The 15207-nt window shown below is 62.6% G+C and carries 20 protein-coding genes and 1 riboswitch; of the genes, 11 read left to right on the forward strand and 9 right to left on the reverse strand.

Annotation, left to right across the window (positions count from 1 at the left end):
* Positions 1 to 55: 55 nt before the first annotated feature.
* Both AYK61_RS12075 and AYK61_RS12080 read left to right on the forward strand, forming a co-directional pair.
* Positions 56 to 1054, forward strand: coding sequence for a NucA/NucB deoxyribonuclease domain-containing protein (locus AYK61_RS12075; RefSeq protein WP_032401328.1), 999 nt, complete (start codon positions 56 to 58; stop codon positions 1052 to 1054).
* Positions 1055 to 1169: 115 nt separating this feature from the next.
* Positions 1170 to 1886 (forward strand): hypothetical protein, encoded by a 717-nt coding sequence (locus AYK61_RS12080; RefSeq protein ID WP_052061712.1) that lies wholly within the window; start codon positions 1170 to 1172, stop codon positions 1884 to 1886.
* Between the two features lie 51 nt (positions 1887 to 1937).
* Here AYK61_RS12080 and AYK61_RS12085 read toward each other — a convergent pair whose 3' ends face one another.
* From AYK61_RS12085 to AYK61_RS12110, 7 genes are all read right to left on the reverse strand, one after another.
* Positions 1938 to 2738: a DUF6924 domain-containing protein gene (locus AYK61_RS12085; RefSeq protein ID WP_052061711.1), complete on the reverse strand. Its 801-nt coding sequence runs from the start codon at positions 2736 to 2738 to the stop codon at positions 1938 to 1940.
* A gap of 77 nt (positions 2739 to 2815) precedes the next feature.
* Positions 2816 to 3019, reverse strand: a complete 204-nt coding sequence (locus AYK61_RS12090; RefSeq protein ID WP_141215061.1) for a hypothetical protein — start codon at positions 3017 to 3019, stop codon at positions 2816 to 2818.
* A gap of 257 nt (positions 3020 to 3276) precedes the next feature.
* Entirely contained in the window at positions 3277 to 3441 is a 165-nt protein-coding gene (locus tag AYK61_RS27300) for a hypothetical protein (RefSeq protein WP_155288773.1), read from the reverse strand.
* A complete protein-coding gene (locus tag AYK61_RS12095) occupies positions 3438 to 3746 on the reverse strand; it encodes a hypothetical protein (RefSeq protein ID WP_121870954.1) in 309 nt (102 codons plus the stop codon). The genes AYK61_RS27300 and AYK61_RS12095 overlap by 4 nt, the downstream gene beginning before the upstream one ends.
* Before the next feature lie 67 nt (positions 3747 to 3813).
* Positions 3814 to 4113 (reverse strand): hypothetical protein, encoded by a 300-nt coding sequence (locus tag AYK61_RS12100; RefSeq protein WP_121870955.1) that lies wholly within the window; start codon positions 4111 to 4113, stop codon positions 3814 to 3816.
* Positions 4114 to 4158: 45 nt separating this feature from the next.
* A complete protein-coding gene (locus AYK61_RS12105) occupies positions 4159 to 4395 on the reverse strand; it encodes a hypothetical protein (protein ID WP_121870956.1) in 237 nt (78 codons plus the stop codon).
* Positions 4396 to 4766: 371 nt separating this feature from the next.
* The gene (locus AYK61_RS12110) at positions 4767 to 5516 is read right to left on the reverse strand and encodes an ArdC-like ssDNA-binding domain-containing protein (RefSeq protein ID WP_230598247.1); all 750 of its coding nucleotides are present in this window, start codon (positions 5514 to 5516) and stop codon (positions 4767 to 4769) included.
* Between the two features lie 145 nt (positions 5517 to 5661).
* On the opposite strand from AYK61_RS12110, the gene AYK61_RS12115 reads away from it, so the two are divergent.
* The 6 genes from AYK61_RS12115 (at position 5662) to AYK61_RS12135 (ending at position 9555) form a co-directional block, all read left to right on the forward strand.
* Complete coding sequence (locus AYK61_RS12115; protein ID WP_037190622.1) at positions 5662 to 5985, forward strand: hypothetical protein; 324 nt, start codon at positions 5662 to 5664, stop codon at positions 5983 to 5985.
* A gap of 148 nt (positions 5986 to 6133) precedes the next feature.
* The gene (locus AYK61_RS12120) at positions 6134 to 6598 is read left to right on the forward strand and encodes a VOC family protein (RefSeq protein WP_052047650.1); all 465 of its coding nucleotides are present in this window, start codon (positions 6134 to 6136) and stop codon (positions 6596 to 6598) included.
* A 77-nt stretch (positions 6599 to 6675) separates the two neighbouring features.
* Positions 6676 to 7269 carry a hypothetical protein gene (locus AYK61_RS27835; RefSeq protein ID WP_230593440.1) on the forward strand — a complete coding sequence of 198 codons (594 nt, stop codon included), beginning with the start codon at positions 6676 to 6678 and terminating at the stop codon, positions 7267 to 7269.
* Positions 7266 to 7808: a tyrosine-type recombinase/integrase gene (locus AYK61_RS27840; RefSeq protein WP_255183324.1), complete on the forward strand. Its 543-nt coding sequence runs from the start codon at positions 7266 to 7268 to the stop codon at positions 7806 to 7808. The genes AYK61_RS27835 and AYK61_RS27840 overlap by 4 nt, the downstream gene beginning before the upstream one ends.
* Positions 7808 to 8155, forward strand: a complete 348-nt coding sequence (locus AYK61_RS12130; protein WP_032400201.1) for a helix-turn-helix transcriptional regulator — start codon at positions 7808 to 7810, stop codon at positions 8153 to 8155. The genes AYK61_RS27840 and AYK61_RS12130 overlap by 1 nt, the downstream gene beginning before the upstream one ends.
* Before the next feature lie 125 nt (positions 8156 to 8280).
* Positions 8281 to 9555, forward strand: coding sequence for a hypothetical protein (locus tag AYK61_RS12135; RefSeq protein ID WP_141215153.1), 1275 nt, complete (start codon positions 8281 to 8283; stop codon positions 9553 to 9555).
* Here the strand turns inward: AYK61_RS12135 and AYK61_RS12140 are convergent.
* The gene (locus AYK61_RS12140) at positions 9531 to 9758 is read right to left on the reverse strand and encodes a hypothetical protein (RefSeq protein WP_094653559.1); all 228 of its coding nucleotides are present in this window, start codon (positions 9756 to 9758) and stop codon (positions 9531 to 9533) included. The two genes, AYK61_RS12135 and AYK61_RS12140, sit on opposite strands and share 25 nt — an antisense overlap.
* 533 nt (positions 9759 to 10291) lie before the next feature.
* On the opposite strand from AYK61_RS12140, the gene AYK61_RS12145 reads away from it, so the two are divergent.
* The 3 genes from AYK61_RS12145 to AYK61_RS12155 all read left to right on the forward strand — a co-directional run bounded on the left by AYK61_RS12145 (position 10292) and on the right by AYK61_RS12155 (position 13576).
* Positions 10292 to 11071, forward strand: coding sequence for a hypothetical protein (locus AYK61_RS12145; protein WP_032391674.1), 780 nt, complete (start codon positions 10292 to 10294; stop codon positions 11069 to 11071).
* Positions 11072 to 11585: 514 nt separating this feature from the next.
* A complete protein-coding gene (locus AYK61_RS12150; RefSeq protein WP_080735630.1) occupies positions 11586 to 12677 on the forward strand; it encodes a type IV toxin-antitoxin system AbiEi family antitoxin domain-containing protein in 1092 nt (363 codons plus the stop codon).
* A 119-nt stretch (positions 12678 to 12796) separates the two neighbouring features.
* Complete coding sequence (locus AYK61_RS12155) at positions 12797 to 13576, forward strand: nucleotidyl transferase AbiEii/AbiGii toxin family protein (RefSeq protein WP_183130248.1); 780 nt, start codon at positions 12797 to 12799, stop codon at positions 13574 to 13576.
* A gap of 160 nt (positions 13577 to 13736) precedes the next feature.
* Here the strand turns inward: AYK61_RS12155 and AYK61_RS12160 are convergent, their stop codons facing one another.
* On the reverse strand, positions 13737 to 14291 hold the full coding sequence (locus AYK61_RS12160; protein ID WP_183130249.1) for a recombinase family protein: 555 nt from the start codon (positions 14289 to 14291) through the stop codon (positions 13737 to 13739).
* Positions 14292 to 15101: 810 nt separating this feature from the next.
* Positions 15102 to 15192, forward strand: a riboswitch (Fluoride riboswitch).
* Positions 15193 to 15207: the final 15 nt, after the last annotated feature.

A 15207-nucleotide genomic window follows, 5' to 3' on the forward strand; every position in this document is an offset into this window, starting at 1 on the left:
CGGAGCGACGACCACCTCAGGTCAGAAGGTGGTCGAAAAGCGGAGTTCTCGCGAAGTGACCGACCCTGCCGAAGCGGAGGAAATTGCACAAAGGCTGACACAGAAGCATGCCGAGGAGTCGGGTATATCTGCACGCCAATCCGGTCCTATATGTTTCCAAACACGTTTTCAGTCGTGCAAAACATATTCGACCATCGTCGAGCAATTCATTCAACCCAATTTCCCTAACGGCCCGTTGGAGCCGATCGGAAACTGGGTCATCGACGTCACTCTCCAGGTCCGTAGCCCTCTTCAGACACAGACCAAAGAAAACGTGATCCAATTCTACGGCGATGTCTCGTCGACTTCTCCAACAACCACCATTCCGGGTACGTACTCTTTCCAACTCGTTGTTCTCGATCTCGCCAACGACAGCACCACTACCTATCCCGCCTACGTTTTTCCGATGGTCATCGGAGGGACTGGGTACCAGCAGTACGAGCATTATGTGACGAGAAACGCGACAAACGCGTTCGACAAGCGAACGCTTCAATTCATATACATTGGAGACTCGCCGGCGAACGACTTGGATGGTACTCCCGTTCGCACGCGCACCACCGGCCAGCAATTCAGGTGTGATGCTGCTCAATCAGTCAACTACGGCACCGGCTGCGTCAACCCGAACGAGAAGCCGACTGTCCAGTACACCCAAGCAGCGTTCCCGAACATATCTCAGACAGTTAAGGCTGGCCAGGCTGCCTTTGGTTTCGGAATTCCTGGTACTGGCGCGCCGCTGACTCGTGGAAATTCTGCTGACAATCAGGCAAATCGGGACGCCGCATGCCCACGGTCGTCACAACAGCGGTTGGATCTACTCGGCGAGAAACCTCTCAACATGAAAGACCCATCCTGCGATGAATACCCTTTCGCATCGACCGTGCAGGGCGGCTACGGGTCGACCGTCCGATGGGTCCCTCTTACCGAGAACAATAAACAAGGCACCCTTATGGTCGAATTTTACCGCGGGAACAGAGTGATGCCCGGTGACGACTACTTCGTTTCGGCAATCGGCTGAACGAGCCCGTTTCATCTTCAGAATCCGATAAAAGGTACCCAACGGAAAGGCCTCGAACATGAGAACTCGACCACTACGTAAAACAGCTACCATCGCCGCCCTGCTAGGAGCGTTGGTGCTCGCCGCTCCAGGCGCTGCTAGCGCGGACGTTGTCACCGGTTGGGTCGGCCCAGCAGGAAGTAACGGCGCAGGTGTTCAGTTCCTGAACACCTCCACAATCATCAATTCGCCCAACCTGACCGCACAGTCGAAGATCTACTCTGTCTTCGGCCAGCAGGTCGCACCCGGTGACATCGGCGTGCGAGCTCGACTGTTCAAGAGCGGAGCATTGTGTGAGGCTGTCGGCTACAAGTACAGCTCCACCGGTACAGCTTCACTGACACTGGGCACGACCGCGACCTGCGGGACAGGTTCGTACAACAGTCACGGTTTCACTGCGGTATGGGATGGAAGCAAATACCGCGAAGCCCTGACTTTCCCGAGCAACCCGCTGGACTGGACCGCCCCGGCTGCCCGGTCCGCGACCACCTCCGAGTCCGAAACGACCACTGTCGAGTCGGGAACCAATGCAGCGGGTCAATCCTTCGGACCGGGCGACACCGCACCGTCCGACGCGGAATTGCCCGACCTCGTCGCTGCGATCGGCACCGACGGAGTGCAGGGATACATCCTCAAGCAGGACCTCGACAGCGGAGCCACGTCGCCGGCCGAAGCTTCTAAGCTGCGCAAGCAGAACATCGACGGCACCGAGGTGTTCGGATCTGCCCCTAAGACTGTTCCCGTGTACGCGGAGGACGGAACGACTCAGGTCAGCGAGTTCGCGATTTCCTGACACCGTCGATGGCCGGTCCCGGCGTTCTCGGGGCCGGCCATCGAGCTGCGGTTATGCCGGGCGTCGCCGTGGGGCGGGTTGCGGCGGATAGAAGACTTTCATCGCGGCCTGTAGATCCAAACTCGATGGATCCAAGAAGATCGTCCAGTAACTGTCGATCAGGGGCAGATGAATGCCATACCCCCTCCCCCCGTGCTCGAGGACTTCCAACATTTCGTCGCGACCGACTTTTAGATCAGGTCGGTGGGTTTGACCAGCCAATACGGTGTATGTGTCGTACAAATCATTATTGAGTCTCGCGGTCAGGGTGGGTGCGTGGTTCGCCTCGAGATCTTGTCGTAGTTGCTGAACGACTGGTGTCTCCTCTGCGCGGTTTGCAGCACCGACCAAATCCTCATGGTTCACGCTCCGTTCCGCCGGAAGCGGCTCCGCGGGTGTACCGCGGTACACCCCGTCAGGGTCGGCCTGGGAGCGCAGCTCGTCGAAACTCAGGTTTGCTATGGACAGGTTGTTCTCCACCACCGCGAGTCGACTGGGAATCACGCGGAACGAGGCAGGTGCGACGCCTTCTGCAATATCGAGGACGAGAACGGGATGCTCGGGCTGTTCACACGCTTGTCGGTCGACCACAAACACGTAATACGGCGGTGGTGACGGGATCAATTCGGCAAGATCGGTTGGTGTCAGGTCACTGAACTCGCTGTCGTCGACCACGGTAAGGAAAGCCTGTGCCTCGGTTCCGTCGGCTTGTCGGTGAGAAGCTTGGGCATCAGCTGCAATCTGCTGCCAGACATCGTCGGCGGCGAAATGGGTACGAACGAGCAGGGATTGACCTTCCGGGAGAGTAGGCATAGCTCGACACTACCTCTCCGGCCTGTCATCGGACGGCCAGTTGCTTTGTCTCGCTGAGTAACCCGCACATATAAGCTTTAGTCAGCGTTCATACGTTCGGCAGCTGACGGGGACGGATATTCAACTGCGCTGGTGAGCGCGTCAAGACCACCCACTGCGGTGTTGTTCCCGTTGATGGAACGTCTGGCGGCGTGGTGTAGCTGCGTCAGAGCGATTGCGCGGGCGGTCATCTCGGCGATTTCGGCGGGTAGTGGTGGTCCGTCGATGGTTCGGATTCGCATGGCCTCGAGTGTGGCATCGGGTACCGACAGATTGTGTTGCGCTGCAACGGGTTGAAGCCTGAACCGCGCGTGCACGAGCGGCCCGTCTGCGCTGTGGTCGGGGTGTAGCAGTGCGGAGCGCAGCGGAGTTCGATTCGGCGGACGCCCGCAGGGTGGCCCGACCCTGCTCCCTCACGCTTTCCCGATCCCAGGCAATGGAGAAGGCCCGCACCCGGTGTGGGGTGCGGGCCTTTCGGTCTACGGGCTGTGAGCCGGTGTCAGGGCTGTTCGGCTGGTGGGGTGGTCGGGCGCCCTTCGGCGGCGTCACGGATCCACTGGGGTACCTCGAGGCCGTCGCGTTCGTACAACGCGACCGATGCCCGTGCTGCGGCCCGCGCGACCTGTGGTCGGGCTGCGGTGGTGCGCTTCTCGGTGGTGGTCATCGTGGGTCCTCCTGCTCGTTCTGGTTGTCAGTGTCCTCGGTTTGTGCCGGTGACGCCAGTGCTCGCCACAATGCCCGGGTTGCGACAGCGCGCAGGACGTCTCGTTCGGTTCGGGTGATGAGCGGTGAGTCGGTCACCGGTGTGTAGATGTCCCAGCCCAGGGCGGCTTCGGCTTCGTTGTCGCTGGTGGTGCGTTCGAGGCACCAGGTGATCCGTTGCCAGGCTTGGGCGCGTTTGTCGGCCACGGTGCGTTGGCGGACGGTCAGGGCGACCCTGTGTCCAGTGTTCACTGCTTGAGCGGGCATCAGGGGCGTTCCTTCCAGGTGGTGCGAGGTTGGTTGCCCCGGTGCCGTCAGGCACCGGGGCGGGTGGTCACAGGCGTGCGGTTCCGCGGACGATGTCGCCTTCGATGTAGGTGAATCCGTCTCCTCGGCCGTCACGGAGCGCGAAGTGGTAGTCCGCTTGGATCCAGACGGTATCGAAGTGTCCGGCGCCGGTGAGGGTGCCGAGTAGGTCGCGGTCGGCTCCGTTGGGGAAGAACGCGACTCCGGACGAGGGCGGGTAGTAGCGGCCCAGGGTGTCGATCAGGGATTCGACGCTCCGACATTCGGCGGCCGCGTCGAGGGCCTTGTCGTAGGTGGTCCAGTAGTCGTCGTTGTCGTTGGTGGTCATGGCTTTTGCTCCTCTGTCTGGTCGATCGGTGGTGGGCGTGGCGGGTCAGTAGTCCTCGTCCCACCGCTCTCCTGCGTAGGTGGGGTCGAAGTCGGCGGGTGCGTGGGCCGGGTAGCGGCGTCGGAGGTCGTCCTCGAGGTCGAGGCGGTCTTGCCAGTGCTTGTCGCATCTCGGGTGCGCTACTCCGGTTCCGGACAGTGCGTCCCGGTCTTCGATGTCGCCGGTGCAGTCGGGTCCGTCCGCGATGCAGGTAGCGGTCTCGGTGTTCGTGGTCTCAGTCATAACTGTTGCTGCCCTTCGGAACTGGTGCCGGGTCGGTCTTGCGTCCTCCCCCCGTTTTTTCGCCGTTTCTGGCGTGAGGAGAGAAGGCAGCGCACGGGGCCGACGGGGCAACCCTTCGGCCGGACAGTTTTCGTGGGAGCGGAGCGAGCACGGGACGAAAAGTGTTCGGAGCCTTCGGTCGTAGCGCAGCGGAGCGAGGGGTTGAGGCGGCGGGCACGGGTGATGAATGCTCGCCGGTAGCCAGAACCGGAGTGAAAAAACGTCTTTGCTCTTCCACGGTGCGGAGCGCAGCGGAGCTCGATTCGGTGGACACCGCAGGTGGCCTGATCCGCCGGCCGGAACATTTCGGCCGGCGGACCATCCCCGACCCGCTACGCGGCCTCCCCGGTCCCGGTGTCCTCGGCCTCGTCCGACCCGGCGGCCGTGTCATCGAGGGCGTCGGCCAGCTCGTGGACGGCGGTCAGCACGGCTTTCGCGGTGGCGGTGACCTGCTCGAGGTCTCCTGCGGCCCATCCGGCGATGTAGCCGACGCTGTAGGCGCTGGTATCGAGTCCGAGCATCCCGGCCAGGACGTAGGCGACGGATTCGGCTTCGACTTCCATCCGGCCCCGGTGCAGGTCCTTGCGGGCCTCGGGGCCGATGAGGTCGGGTGCGTGCATGATCGCGTGCGCTGCCTCGTGGATCATCGTTTTCGCGGCCGCTGCGGGTTCGAGGGCTGCGTCGACGACGATCCGGTGGGAGCCGTCGGTGGTGGTGTAGCCGTTGGCGCTGCTGGCGATCGCTTCGCGGGTGACGGTCCAGCCGCGCCCGGTCATGATCGCGGCCACGCGGTCGTAGATCGCGTCCGGATCGGCACCGGTGAGGAGCTGGGCGATTTCCTCGGGCTGCGGGTGTCCCTCGATCGGGTCGGTTTGGGAGTGGTCGAACACCGACAGAATCGGGAACGTCGGCACCTTACGGGTTTCTTCGTCGCCGGTGTCGGGGTCGGTCTCGGTGACGGTGCGGGAGCTGTAGCCGTAGATCCGGATCGCCTTCTGGCCCTTGCGGACCTGGCGTCCACGCTGCTGCCAGGCACGGAATCCGGCGACCTGCGTTGCCTCGGGCTTCTGGGCGAGGATCAACAGGACGTTGTTGAAGAAGGATGCGGAATAGCATCAGATGCACGATCGCCGCCCCGCCCGTTGCAGCCGACACGATCTCACCATGAACCGACGCCCGTTGTGGCCGCACCGGCACGCCATCCGATTCGAGGGCAGACTCGCTCGTATGAAGGTGGAAATCTTGTACTTCGACGGGTGCCCGAACTGGCAGGAAGCTGCGGACCGGGTTCGCGCTGCGGCCAGCCTGATCGGACAGTCGGACATCGAGATCGGTCACCGGCTGATCTCGTCCGACGCCGAGGCAGCGGCGTCGGCCTTCGCCGGCTCACCGACCATCCTTGTCGACGGCGTCGATGCCTTCGACGATGCCGTGCAACTGACCGAACTCGCCTGCCGCGTCTACTCGACCGACCGCGGCCTGGCGGGTCTGCCGACCGTCGACCAACTCGCCGCGTCGCTGCAATCGAAAGGCGAAGCGCTGCAACGATGAACGCAGCGAAGGGTCGCGTCCCGCCGCCCCGGTCGAACACTGAGCGGTAGCGCCCGCGCGGCGACCAGTGAACCTCGACCTGCACGCACTCCCCTAAGGCACGGCAGCGTTCACTCCCTCGTGGCGTTCGCCGGCGTTAGTGTTGCCCATGGCTATGTCCAGAGCGGTCCCCGCGCTGCCGGTACGGCACATCGAGACCGCGATCGCCGTCTACACCCGCGCCTTCGGCTTCACGGCGCAGTACTCCGATCCCACCTTCGCCAAGCTCACTCGAGACGACGTCGAGATCCACCTGTGGGCCTCCGACGACGACAGCTGGACCACCCGCACCGACCCTGCGCCGTGGCCGGTGTGCAGCGGAGCGGAGACCTTCCTCGCCGGAACGGCCAGTTGCCGCATCACCGTCGACGAGATCACGGAACTGTACGACGAACTCTCGCGCGCGGGCGTTCTGCACCCGGCAGACGCCGGCCACCCCGTCGCGACGGACTGGGGGACGACGGAATTCGCGACCGTCGACGGCGATGGGAACCTGCTCACGTTCTCCACGAACACTATTCGGACCGAAAGCCCGGTCGTCGACGGTGACGGTGACGCTGTCACCACTTCCTGACCGGCGGAGCCGTTGATCACCACGCATCCATCGGCGTCATCACGAAACTTGCATTGGATGCATGATACGTTCATGCGATGTCGGCCATGGATACCGTCGGGTCCGGCGCTTCTCGCGCCGGGGGGTCGGCAGATCACCTGATGCGAGACGGTCTGTCGCTGCTCGCGCCCGAGGAGACCGTGCTCGCGGCGATGATCGAAGGGTGGGAGCAACAGCAGCGCTCGCGGATGCTCGCGAACCTGACCATCGAGCGGCGGACACAGATCGTGCGCCGGTTGGTGGTCTTCACCAACGACTACCCGTGGCAGTGGTCGTCGGCGGACGTCGAGGAGTGGACGACGCATCTGGTGGAGTCGGGAGCCGCGCATTCGACGGTGCGGCTGTATCAGATGGCGGCATCGCTTTTCTGCAGCTACATCTCCGACGTCCGCTACCGGTGGCACGAGGTCTGTGAGCGGCACTTCGGGGTGCACCCGGTGCAGATCTTCCACGAGTGGAACATGGTCGTGCACCGCAGCGACTATGAAGGGCGACCCGGCAATCGGCCGCTGACCCGCGACGAGCTGCAGGCGTTCTTCGACTACTGCGACACCCGGGTGAACCGGGTCGGCGCGCCTCCGGCCGCAAAGGATGGCTGGCGAGCTATCGCGACGCCACGCTGTTCAAGGTGATCTACGCCTGGGGCCTACGCCGCCGGGAGGCCTCGATGCTCGACACCGTCGACTGGACCGCCAACCCCGCGGCCACCGAGTTCGGCCGCTACGGGGCGCTGTCGGTGCGCCACGGCAAAGCCCTCTCCGGCGGACCGCCGCGGCGCCGCACGGTCCTGACCACCATGGAATGGGCCGCCGAGGCCGTCGACGAGTGGGTCACCGAGATCCGGCCCCTCTACGACTCCGACCAACTCGCCCTCTGGCCCACCGAGCGCAGCGCACGGGTGGGAGCGGTGTCGATCTCCCAACGGTTCGCCGAGTACCGCGACGCCGTCGGGCTCGAGAAGCACCTCGGCCCGCACTGTCTGCGCCACTCGTATGCGACACATCTGCTCGAGGACGGGTTCGATCACCTCTTCGTCCAACAACAACTCGGACACTCCTGGGGATCGACCACCGCGATCTACACCAGCGTCGGCACCGATTACAAGAACAACGCCCTCCGACGAGCACTGAGTCGGGCGTTCACCACCGCGAGCACCGACGAGGAGAACTGATGCCGCACCCGCAGCTGAACTACCAGTGGCATCTGCGCCGCCTCCTGGCCGACCAGGGCATCTTCGCGACCACCGGACTCGGACCCCTCCTCGCCGAACGGGGCATCACACTCTCCGAAGCACAGGTGTATCGCCTGGTCACCGGGACACCCGAACGTCTGAGCCTGCGCACGCTGATGGCACTGTGCGACATCCTCACCTGCACACCCAACGACCTCATCGAACCGATCGCCGAACCCGCCACAGGGACCGCGACCGGAACATCGACACACCGCCCCGACACCGCTGCCGCGACCACCCGCGCCAAGACCCGCACACCACGACGCGCCGACATCCGGCGACAGTGATCGCAGGACGGTGTCGCATCTGCACCACCGCCGAGGTTCGCGGCATGACGGTGTGCGACCGCTGCAGAAAACGAGCCACGCAGCACCGCGGTACGTGCGCCGGCTGCAGAAAGCCGGACAAACTGTTGGACGACGCCGACACCTGCCGGTGGTGCCGCCAGAAGGCGCGTCGCACCTGCACCTGTTGCGATGCAACAGGATCAGCTCTCACCGGCGCCGAAGGCGACACCCTCTGTCACCGGTGCACACTGACCCGCCGCCTCGACGCGATAATCCCTCCTCATGCCGACGGCCCCCTCGCACCGCTGCGGCAGCCGCTCCTGCACGCCGAACCCGTCACCACCCGCCGGTGGCTGATCCGCACCACACCCCTGCTGCTCTCCATCCAGGACGGCAGCACAGCCCTCACACACACCTCGTTCGACACCCTCCCGCACCCGAAGTCGGTCGAGCACCTGCGCTCACTCCTCGTCGCCACCGGCATCCTCGGCCCGGACCTCGACCGCAGCCTGCGCCGCCTCGAAGCCCAACTCCCCCAACTACTGAGCAGCCTGACCCCGAACCACCGCGCACTCCTGACCCGGTGGACACAGTGGGCCGTACTCCCCAGATTGCGCGCGGCGACCGAGAAGCGGGAAGGCCATGTCGGCGCCCAGAACGCTCGCTCACAGATTCGCCAATCGGCACTGTTCCTCGACTTGCTGCAGCAGCGCTCGACAGAGCTCGGCGAGTGCACACAACACGACATCGACACCTGGTTCAGCGCGCCTGGAGCCGCCCACTGGCGCGTGCGGTCCTTCCTGACGTGGGCACGACGCAACCGGCACCTACCCCGCACACTCACCCTCCCCTCGAGCTACCGAGGCCGAGCGGAAGTCCCCACCGACGACGACGAGAGGTGGCAGATCTGCCGACGCCTCGTCCACGACGAGTCTCTGGACCCCGCCGACCGGCTCGCCGGCGCCTTGATCGCGCTGTTCGCCCAACCACTGACCCGTATCGCCGGACTCACCACTGCCCACGTCACCGAAACCGACGCCGGGGTGGAACTGCGGCTCGGCAGCGCCGACACGCTTCTGCTACCGGATCCGTTCGCCCAGATCGCACTGCAACTACCCCGACCACGACGCGCAGGAACCGCCGAGCAGATACCTCAGACATGGCTCTTCCCCGGTCACCGTGCTGACATACCACTCACGGCGACGGCGCTCGGTAACCGGTTGCGTCGCATCGGTATCAGTCCGCAGGCCCTGAGACTGTCCGCCATCGCCCACCTCACCCGAGAGCTCCCACCGAGCGCACTCGCCGCGATGCTGGGTCTGAACGCACACACCGTCGCGCAGCACACGCTCCGAGCCAGCGGCCAATGGGCGAACTACGCCGCCGACCGCCACTCCTGAGTCTCGCTATTCGCAGGGTCGAATACGGCAACCCTGCCAGTGCTGTAGGAGTGGAACGAGGCCACGTGGTCGAGGTACGCGCGCCAGGTGTCGGAGCTGGTCAGCTCGGCTACCTTGTCGGTGATCGAGGTGTGCAGTGATGCCGCCAGCTCGCGGCGTGCTTCGGCCTTGTCCGCTGCGCTGGTCTTGGTTCGTGTGGCCATGACTGGTGCCTCCTCCGTCGTGACCGGTCCCCCGGCCTGCTGTGCCAATTTCTTTTCGCCGTCATCTGGCGTGAGGAGATACAGCAGCGCACGGGGACGACGGGGCAACGCCGCGGCCGGACAGTTTTCGTGGGAGCGAAGCGAGTGCGGGACGAAAAGTGTTCGGAGCCTTGGCCGTAGCAACGCGGAGCGAGGGGTTGAGCTGGCGGGCACGGGTGATGCAGGATCGCCGGGAGCCAGATGTGCGACAAGAAATTCGATGTCTTTTCACGGTGCGGAGCGCAGCGGAGTTCGGTTCGGTGGACGCCCGCAGGGTGGCCGGCACCGCCGGCAGGCGGAAGACCGATCGCTCGTCGACGCCGGCGGGGTGGCCACCTCCCACCTGTGGAGCTCGCAGCGTGATTGTGCGGGAGCGACGGAGACGGGCAACGCTCGGTGTCGCGGCAGCAATGGGACGAATTCGGTGGTCCGATCGACGCGGAATGTTGACAGACCAACATGGGTGATGTTGGGGCAAGGCATGATGCCGAGGCATGAAGTGGGTTCGTGGTGTGGCGCTGGCGTTCGGTGGCCCTGTCGTGTTGATCGTGGGAGGAACTGTGTGGGGTCCGTTGATGGAGTGGGATTTGACTCAGCCGCAGGCGACGTTGATTGCGGGGTTCGTGGCTGGGCCGTTTCTGATCACTGCGGCCTATATCGCGTTCCATGGTCAGCGGGAGAATATGAAGACCGAGCGAGAGAAGTTCGACGAGCAGATCCAGTTGCAGAAGGACCAGGCTCGGGATGAGTTGCAGCTCAAGCGTGATCAGTGGCTTGCGGAGCAACGGCTGATAAACGCTCGGAACGTGCGCGATCGGGACAGTGCAATGTTTGCCAGGATGCTGGCGTTCTATGCGGAGTTTGCTCGTGCCGTGGGGCGGACGAAGAACGCGATACCGCCACTTCCAGTTGCCGATCCGGAGACGGGTTGGGCCTTGGTCGACTCGTATCTCGTTGACGTCGTAGGGGCGGCCAACAGTAAGAATGACTTCACTTCTGAGTTGCGTCTTGCTGGATACGACTCGACGCGTATTCCGCTCAGCCCCATCCACCGGGCGATGAGGCAGGCCCGTGACCATCTTGAGTACGCAGTTCGAGCAAGGCTGCAGGATTCGGAACTACGTGACTATGCCGACCCGTCGATCGACGAATTCGGCACCGCATTCGACGATCTGACGGCGAGGGCTGTCGCGGCTCTCGACGATCGCGATAGGGACGTTCTGAGGCTCGCGGACGCATTGGAGTCAGTGGATCGGCCTACAGGCGGCGCTTGATCGCCCCCTCGGTTGGCTCACTGCGATCTTGGTCGATTGTTTGCAGGGCGGCGAGGACGATTGCACGGGCCGCATGTTCCGCGATTTCGGCGGGTAGTGGTGGCCCGTCGATGGTTCGTATTCGCATGGCGGGAAGTATGGCAGTGGGCACTGACAGAGCTGTTCTGTCGCAACGGTTTCGGGTCGTCCCGTACTTCGTCCTGGCTCTCGAGATAGAGCAGGTGTGGTGTAGCGGTGCCGTCGAAGCGCTTGAGGCTGTCGAGGACGCAACTGGGCTCAGAGTGTGCGACAGATCCACATCATCCTGCAAAACTTACATTCCGGAGGTAACTTTTGCAGATCAGGCGATATTTATGCGTCGCCGGTGGTGTGCGTCCAGCGATCTGCATGAAACTGGACGAGGGTTCGGCGGTGACTCACATGTGTGACGTACATCCCGATCATCCTGCAGAAGTTACAACCAGAAGGTAACTTTTGCAGGAGAGGCGCTACTTAAGCGGGTATTGTGGTCCGTATGTCTAGCGATCTTCGAATCCTCGACCTCGCTGATCTGTCGTCGGAGCAGTGGGGTCTGTTCACCATGGCGCAGGCAAAGGGCCTGGGGTTTTCCGCGCAGCAGATTGCCCGCATGGCCAAGTCTGGAACCGTGGAGCGGATCCGCCATGGTGCTTATCGGGTCGGTGGAGCGCCGAGCGTTCCGTCTGAGCAGCTCCGGGCTGCATGGATGATGATCGAGCCCAGTGTGACCGTGGGTGAGCGTCTGCGGGATGAGTCTCCGGCTGTGGTGACGCACAGGTCTGCTGCGTGGCTTCACGGGCTCGGCGACGTCGATGCTGATGTGATGGAGTTCGCGACTGCGAAGCGGCGGCAGTCTCGTCTGCCCGATGTTCGGTACCGCGTTGCTTCCTATGAGAAGGATGCGTGGACACTCGCGGATGGGCTGCCGGTCACAACGGTGCTGAGGACGATCGTCGATCTCGCCGCGGGGCATCTCGATGGTGGGCACCTGGCGGGCATCGTTCGCGACGCTGTTGTCACCAATCGTGTTGATTCGGAGAGTGCGAGTGAGGCGCTGCGGCCGTATGCCCATAGGTACGGGGTTCAGCTGGGCGATGGGGAAGGTCTTCTGAGTCGCTTCCTCGACGAGGCCGGGATTCCTCAGTCGACACGTGCGCTAGGCCAGCGTCTGGCAGTGCAAGGGGAACTTAATCTGGTGAACACCGACTTCCTGAATTCTCCGGCGCTGCAAAGTCTTCGAGATTCAATGACAGTGGTCAGTTCTCCGGCTGTGCGAAGTCTTCTGGATTCGATGACAGTGGCCGTTTCTCCGGCGATGCAAAATGTTCGGGATTCACTGGCACTGGTCAATGCTCCGGCGCTGCAAAGTCTTCTGGATTCACTGGCACTGGTCAATGCTCCGGCGCTGCAAAATCTTCGAGAATCGATAGCACCGGTCAATGCTCCGGCGCTGCAAAATCTTCGAGAATCGATGGCACTGGCGGCTTCTCCGGCGATACAAAACATCCGGGATAAGGCCGCTGCCGTGGATCTGCCCGTGGTCGCCGAGACTCGCAAGACCGCCGACCGCGAGCGGCGTGCGCAGTGAAGAGAATTCGAGGTGCTGCGGCGTTCCAGCGGTCCCTGAAGGACCGACTGAAGACAGAGTCCAAACTTCGAGGGCGGCCATACGAGTATTTGCACCGAGAGTTCTATCTCCAACGGTTCTTGGCGCGGATCTTCTCGCAACCGGAGGGGCGGTGGCTGCTCAAAGGCGGTGCATCACTGTTGGTGCGGCTTCCAGATGCGCGCTACAGCCAGGATATCGACCTTCTGCATACTACGGCCGGCCTCAAGGAAGCTGTCGAGGATCTTCGGGCGGCAGCAGATCTGAGCGAACTCGATCCACTTCGCTTCGCTATACGCGATGCACCTACTGCGATGACTGGTGGTGTCGACGGCGCGAAACTCAAGGTTGACGTCTATTACGACGCACTGAAACTCTTCACTTTTCCGATAGACCTTGCGACTGAGCTCGTTGCGGTAGGTGACGTTGATTATCAGTATCCGACACCGATCGTGGTCATGGACGACCTGGCTACGATGCCGGAGTTTGCGTTGTACCCGTTGCCGGCGCAGATCGCCGACAAGGTGTGTGCGATGTACGGGAAGTACGGGTCGAATGGTGGTCCGTCGTCGCGATATCACGATCTGGTTGATCTGGTACTGATAATTTCTGCTTGGCGTTTCGCAGCTGATGCGTTGACACGCGGGCTTTTTCAGGAGTCCGAACGTCGGGGATTGGACTTGCCGTCGGCTATGTCCGCGCCTTCCTCTGCTTGGACTGCCGGTTATGAGAGGCTTGCTCGAACGGTGTCGGGATTGCCTGATTCGGCGTTGACTCTCGACTCCGCGTTGGCGGCTGCAGGGCGGTGCCTCGATCCTATTTTGTCGAATCGGGTTGTTGGCGGGTTTTGGGACCCGGGCATTGCCGAGTGGGCTGAGTAGTTCGGAATCTGGAAGCCAAGAAGACAAAGAAATGAACCGCTCCTCGTCATGGCGTTTGCACTGCGCGCGCTTGAGGCAAAGGGGTGCTGGACTCTCGCTGGCACAGTGCACTGTGGACCGTTGGTGTGGAAGAAGGGTCCGCGGCCTCCCCTACCGACTACTAAAGCGCGGCGAGGTGTCGGTAGAGGGTGGCCCTGCCGATACCGAGGACTGATGCGATCTCGGTTTTGGGTGTGCCGTCGTCGAGCATCCTTCGGATGTGGCGAGCTTTGTCGGCGTCGATCTTGGCTGGCTGGCCACCGATGCGGCCGCGGGCTCGCGCAGCGGCCAGGCCGGCCATGGTGCGTTCTTTGACGAGGTCTCGTTCGAACTCGGCGAGTGAGCCGAAAATGTTGTAGGTCAGGCGTCCCCCGACTGTCGAGGTGTCGATCCCCTCTGTGAGACTGCGCAGTGTTGCGCCTTTGGTTTCGATGAGGTTGACAGTTTCTATGAGGTGGCTCAGGGAGCGGCCGAGTCGATCGAGTCTCCATACTGCGACGACGTCACCGGCGCGGACGCTCTCAAGGAGCAGCTGCAACTGAGGTCGGTCCTTGTCTGCTCCGGATGCGACCTCTTCCCAGATACGGAAACAGCCGGCGGCTGTCAGTGCGTCTCTCTGTAGATCCAGCGACTGATCGGTGGTCGAGACCCTCATGTATCCCAAAACGGCGCTCACGAGGATGACTGTCTCAGAAACGGCCGACAAGGCACAGGCGACGCGTCAGAGCTTGAGACAGGTTTCTGAGACACATCACGATTGAGTATCGAATTTCGATCAGTCTGTCAGTTTCAGAAGACGACTGCACTAGTTCAGAAGACGACTGCACTTACCCACCACACGAGAGCGCCGGTCAGTAGCATCCCGCCGAGCTACGCGTACAACCACCATATAGAACAGCTTCTGTGATCGAAAAGTCCTCGATCTACCAGTGAACATGATTGCCCTCGACACGTCGTGTGTGTTCCCTTGGAGTCTTTGACTTTGACGTAGCTCGTCACCGGTATGTTGAGTGTGCTTGTGCGCCAGACGTTCTATGCGTTCGATTCGAAGTATCCCGATTCACTCTCGACCTACTGCAGTGGGGTTAAATTGTGTGGCGTCAGTTCATGTTCGAGTGTGGTCTAGTCGACTGCGTGTCGATGCGGCGTGGCAATGAACCTCGGTTCCGAGCCTGGTGCCCGCTCTGAGTTCGACGACAATGCTGTGTTCGGCGAAATGTTCAGCGTCTTGGTGACGCCGTGTGCCACGTACCCGTGTTGAGAAGATCGCGGTGGTCGGCGGATCGGGCATACCGGGCTTGATACGCGAACACCGGTGTCCGATCCGACCCGTTGCACGGCCGGTGCCGTCGTGGCCGGTAGTCGAGCTCAACAACCGGGTTTCGGCTGTTGAGCTGCAGCGCTGGCACATAGACACCTCGGCCTGCTGACAGAGAATCTCGAACGTACACCGGATCTGCTTGGGTCGATCCCTGGTCAGGCTATAATGGTGTCCGGCGATGGATCTCCGCCGAGACCGCCCCGGAGGGGGTTGTCTGAACCGCCCCAACCCTGGGGCTGATGGCTCCTTTCCCTGAGTGGAAGGAGTCTGT

This window comes from Rhodococcus sp. SBT000017 (assembly GCF_003688915.1).
GTDB lineage: Bacteria > Actinomycetota > Actinomycetes > Mycobacteriales > Mycobacteriaceae > Rhodococcoides.

Coding starts and splice junctions, on each gene's coding strand:
- AYK61_RS12085 (WP_052061711.1), bottom strand. CDS start 2,738: ATGCCTACTCTCCCGGAAGGTCAATCCCTGCTCGTTCGTACCCATTTC.
- AYK61_RS12090 (WP_141215061.1), bottom strand. CDS start 3,019: ATGCGAATCCGAACCATCGACGGACCACCACTACCCGCCGAAATCGCC.
- AYK61_RS27300 (WP_155288773.1), bottom strand. CDS start 3,441: ATGACCACCACCGAGAAGCGCACCACCGCAGCCCGACCACAGGTCGCG.
- AYK61_RS12095 (WP_121870954.1), bottom strand. CDS start 3,746: ATGCCCGCTCAAGCAGTGAACACTGGACACAGGGTCGCCCTGACCGTC.
- AYK61_RS12100 (WP_121870955.1), bottom strand. CDS start 4,113: ATGACCACCAACGACAACGACGACTACTGGACCACCTACGACAAGGCC.
- AYK61_RS12105 (WP_121870956.1), bottom strand. CDS start 4,395: ATGACTGAGACCACGAACACCGAGACCGCTACCTGCATCGCGGACGGA.
- AYK61_RS12115 (WP_037190622.1), top strand. CDS start 5,662: ATGAAGGTGGAAATCTTGTACTTCGACGGGTGCCCGAACTGGCAGGAA.
- AYK61_RS12120 (WP_052047650.1), top strand. CDS start 6,134: ATGGCTATGTCCAGAGCGGTCCCCGCGCTGCCGGTACGGCACATCGAG.
- AYK61_RS27835 (WP_230593440.1), top strand. CDS start 6,676: ATGTCGGCCATGGATACCGTCGGGTCCGGCGCTTCTCGCGCCGGGGGG.
- AYK61_RS12130 (WP_032400201.1), top strand. CDS start 7,808: ATGCCGCACCCGCAGCTGAACTACCAGTGGCATCTGCGCCGCCTCCTG.
- AYK61_RS12140 (WP_094653559.1), bottom strand. CDS start 9,758: ATGGCCACACGAACCAAGACCAGCGCAGCGGACAAGGCCGAAGCACGC.
- AYK61_RS12145 (WP_032391674.1), top strand. CDS start 10,292: ATGAAGTGGGTTCGTGGTGTGGCGCTGGCGTTCGGTGGCCCTGTCGTG.
- AYK61_RS12150 (WP_080735630.1), top strand. CDS start 11,586: ATGTCTAGCGATCTTCGAATCCTCGACCTCGCTGATCTGTCGTCGGAG.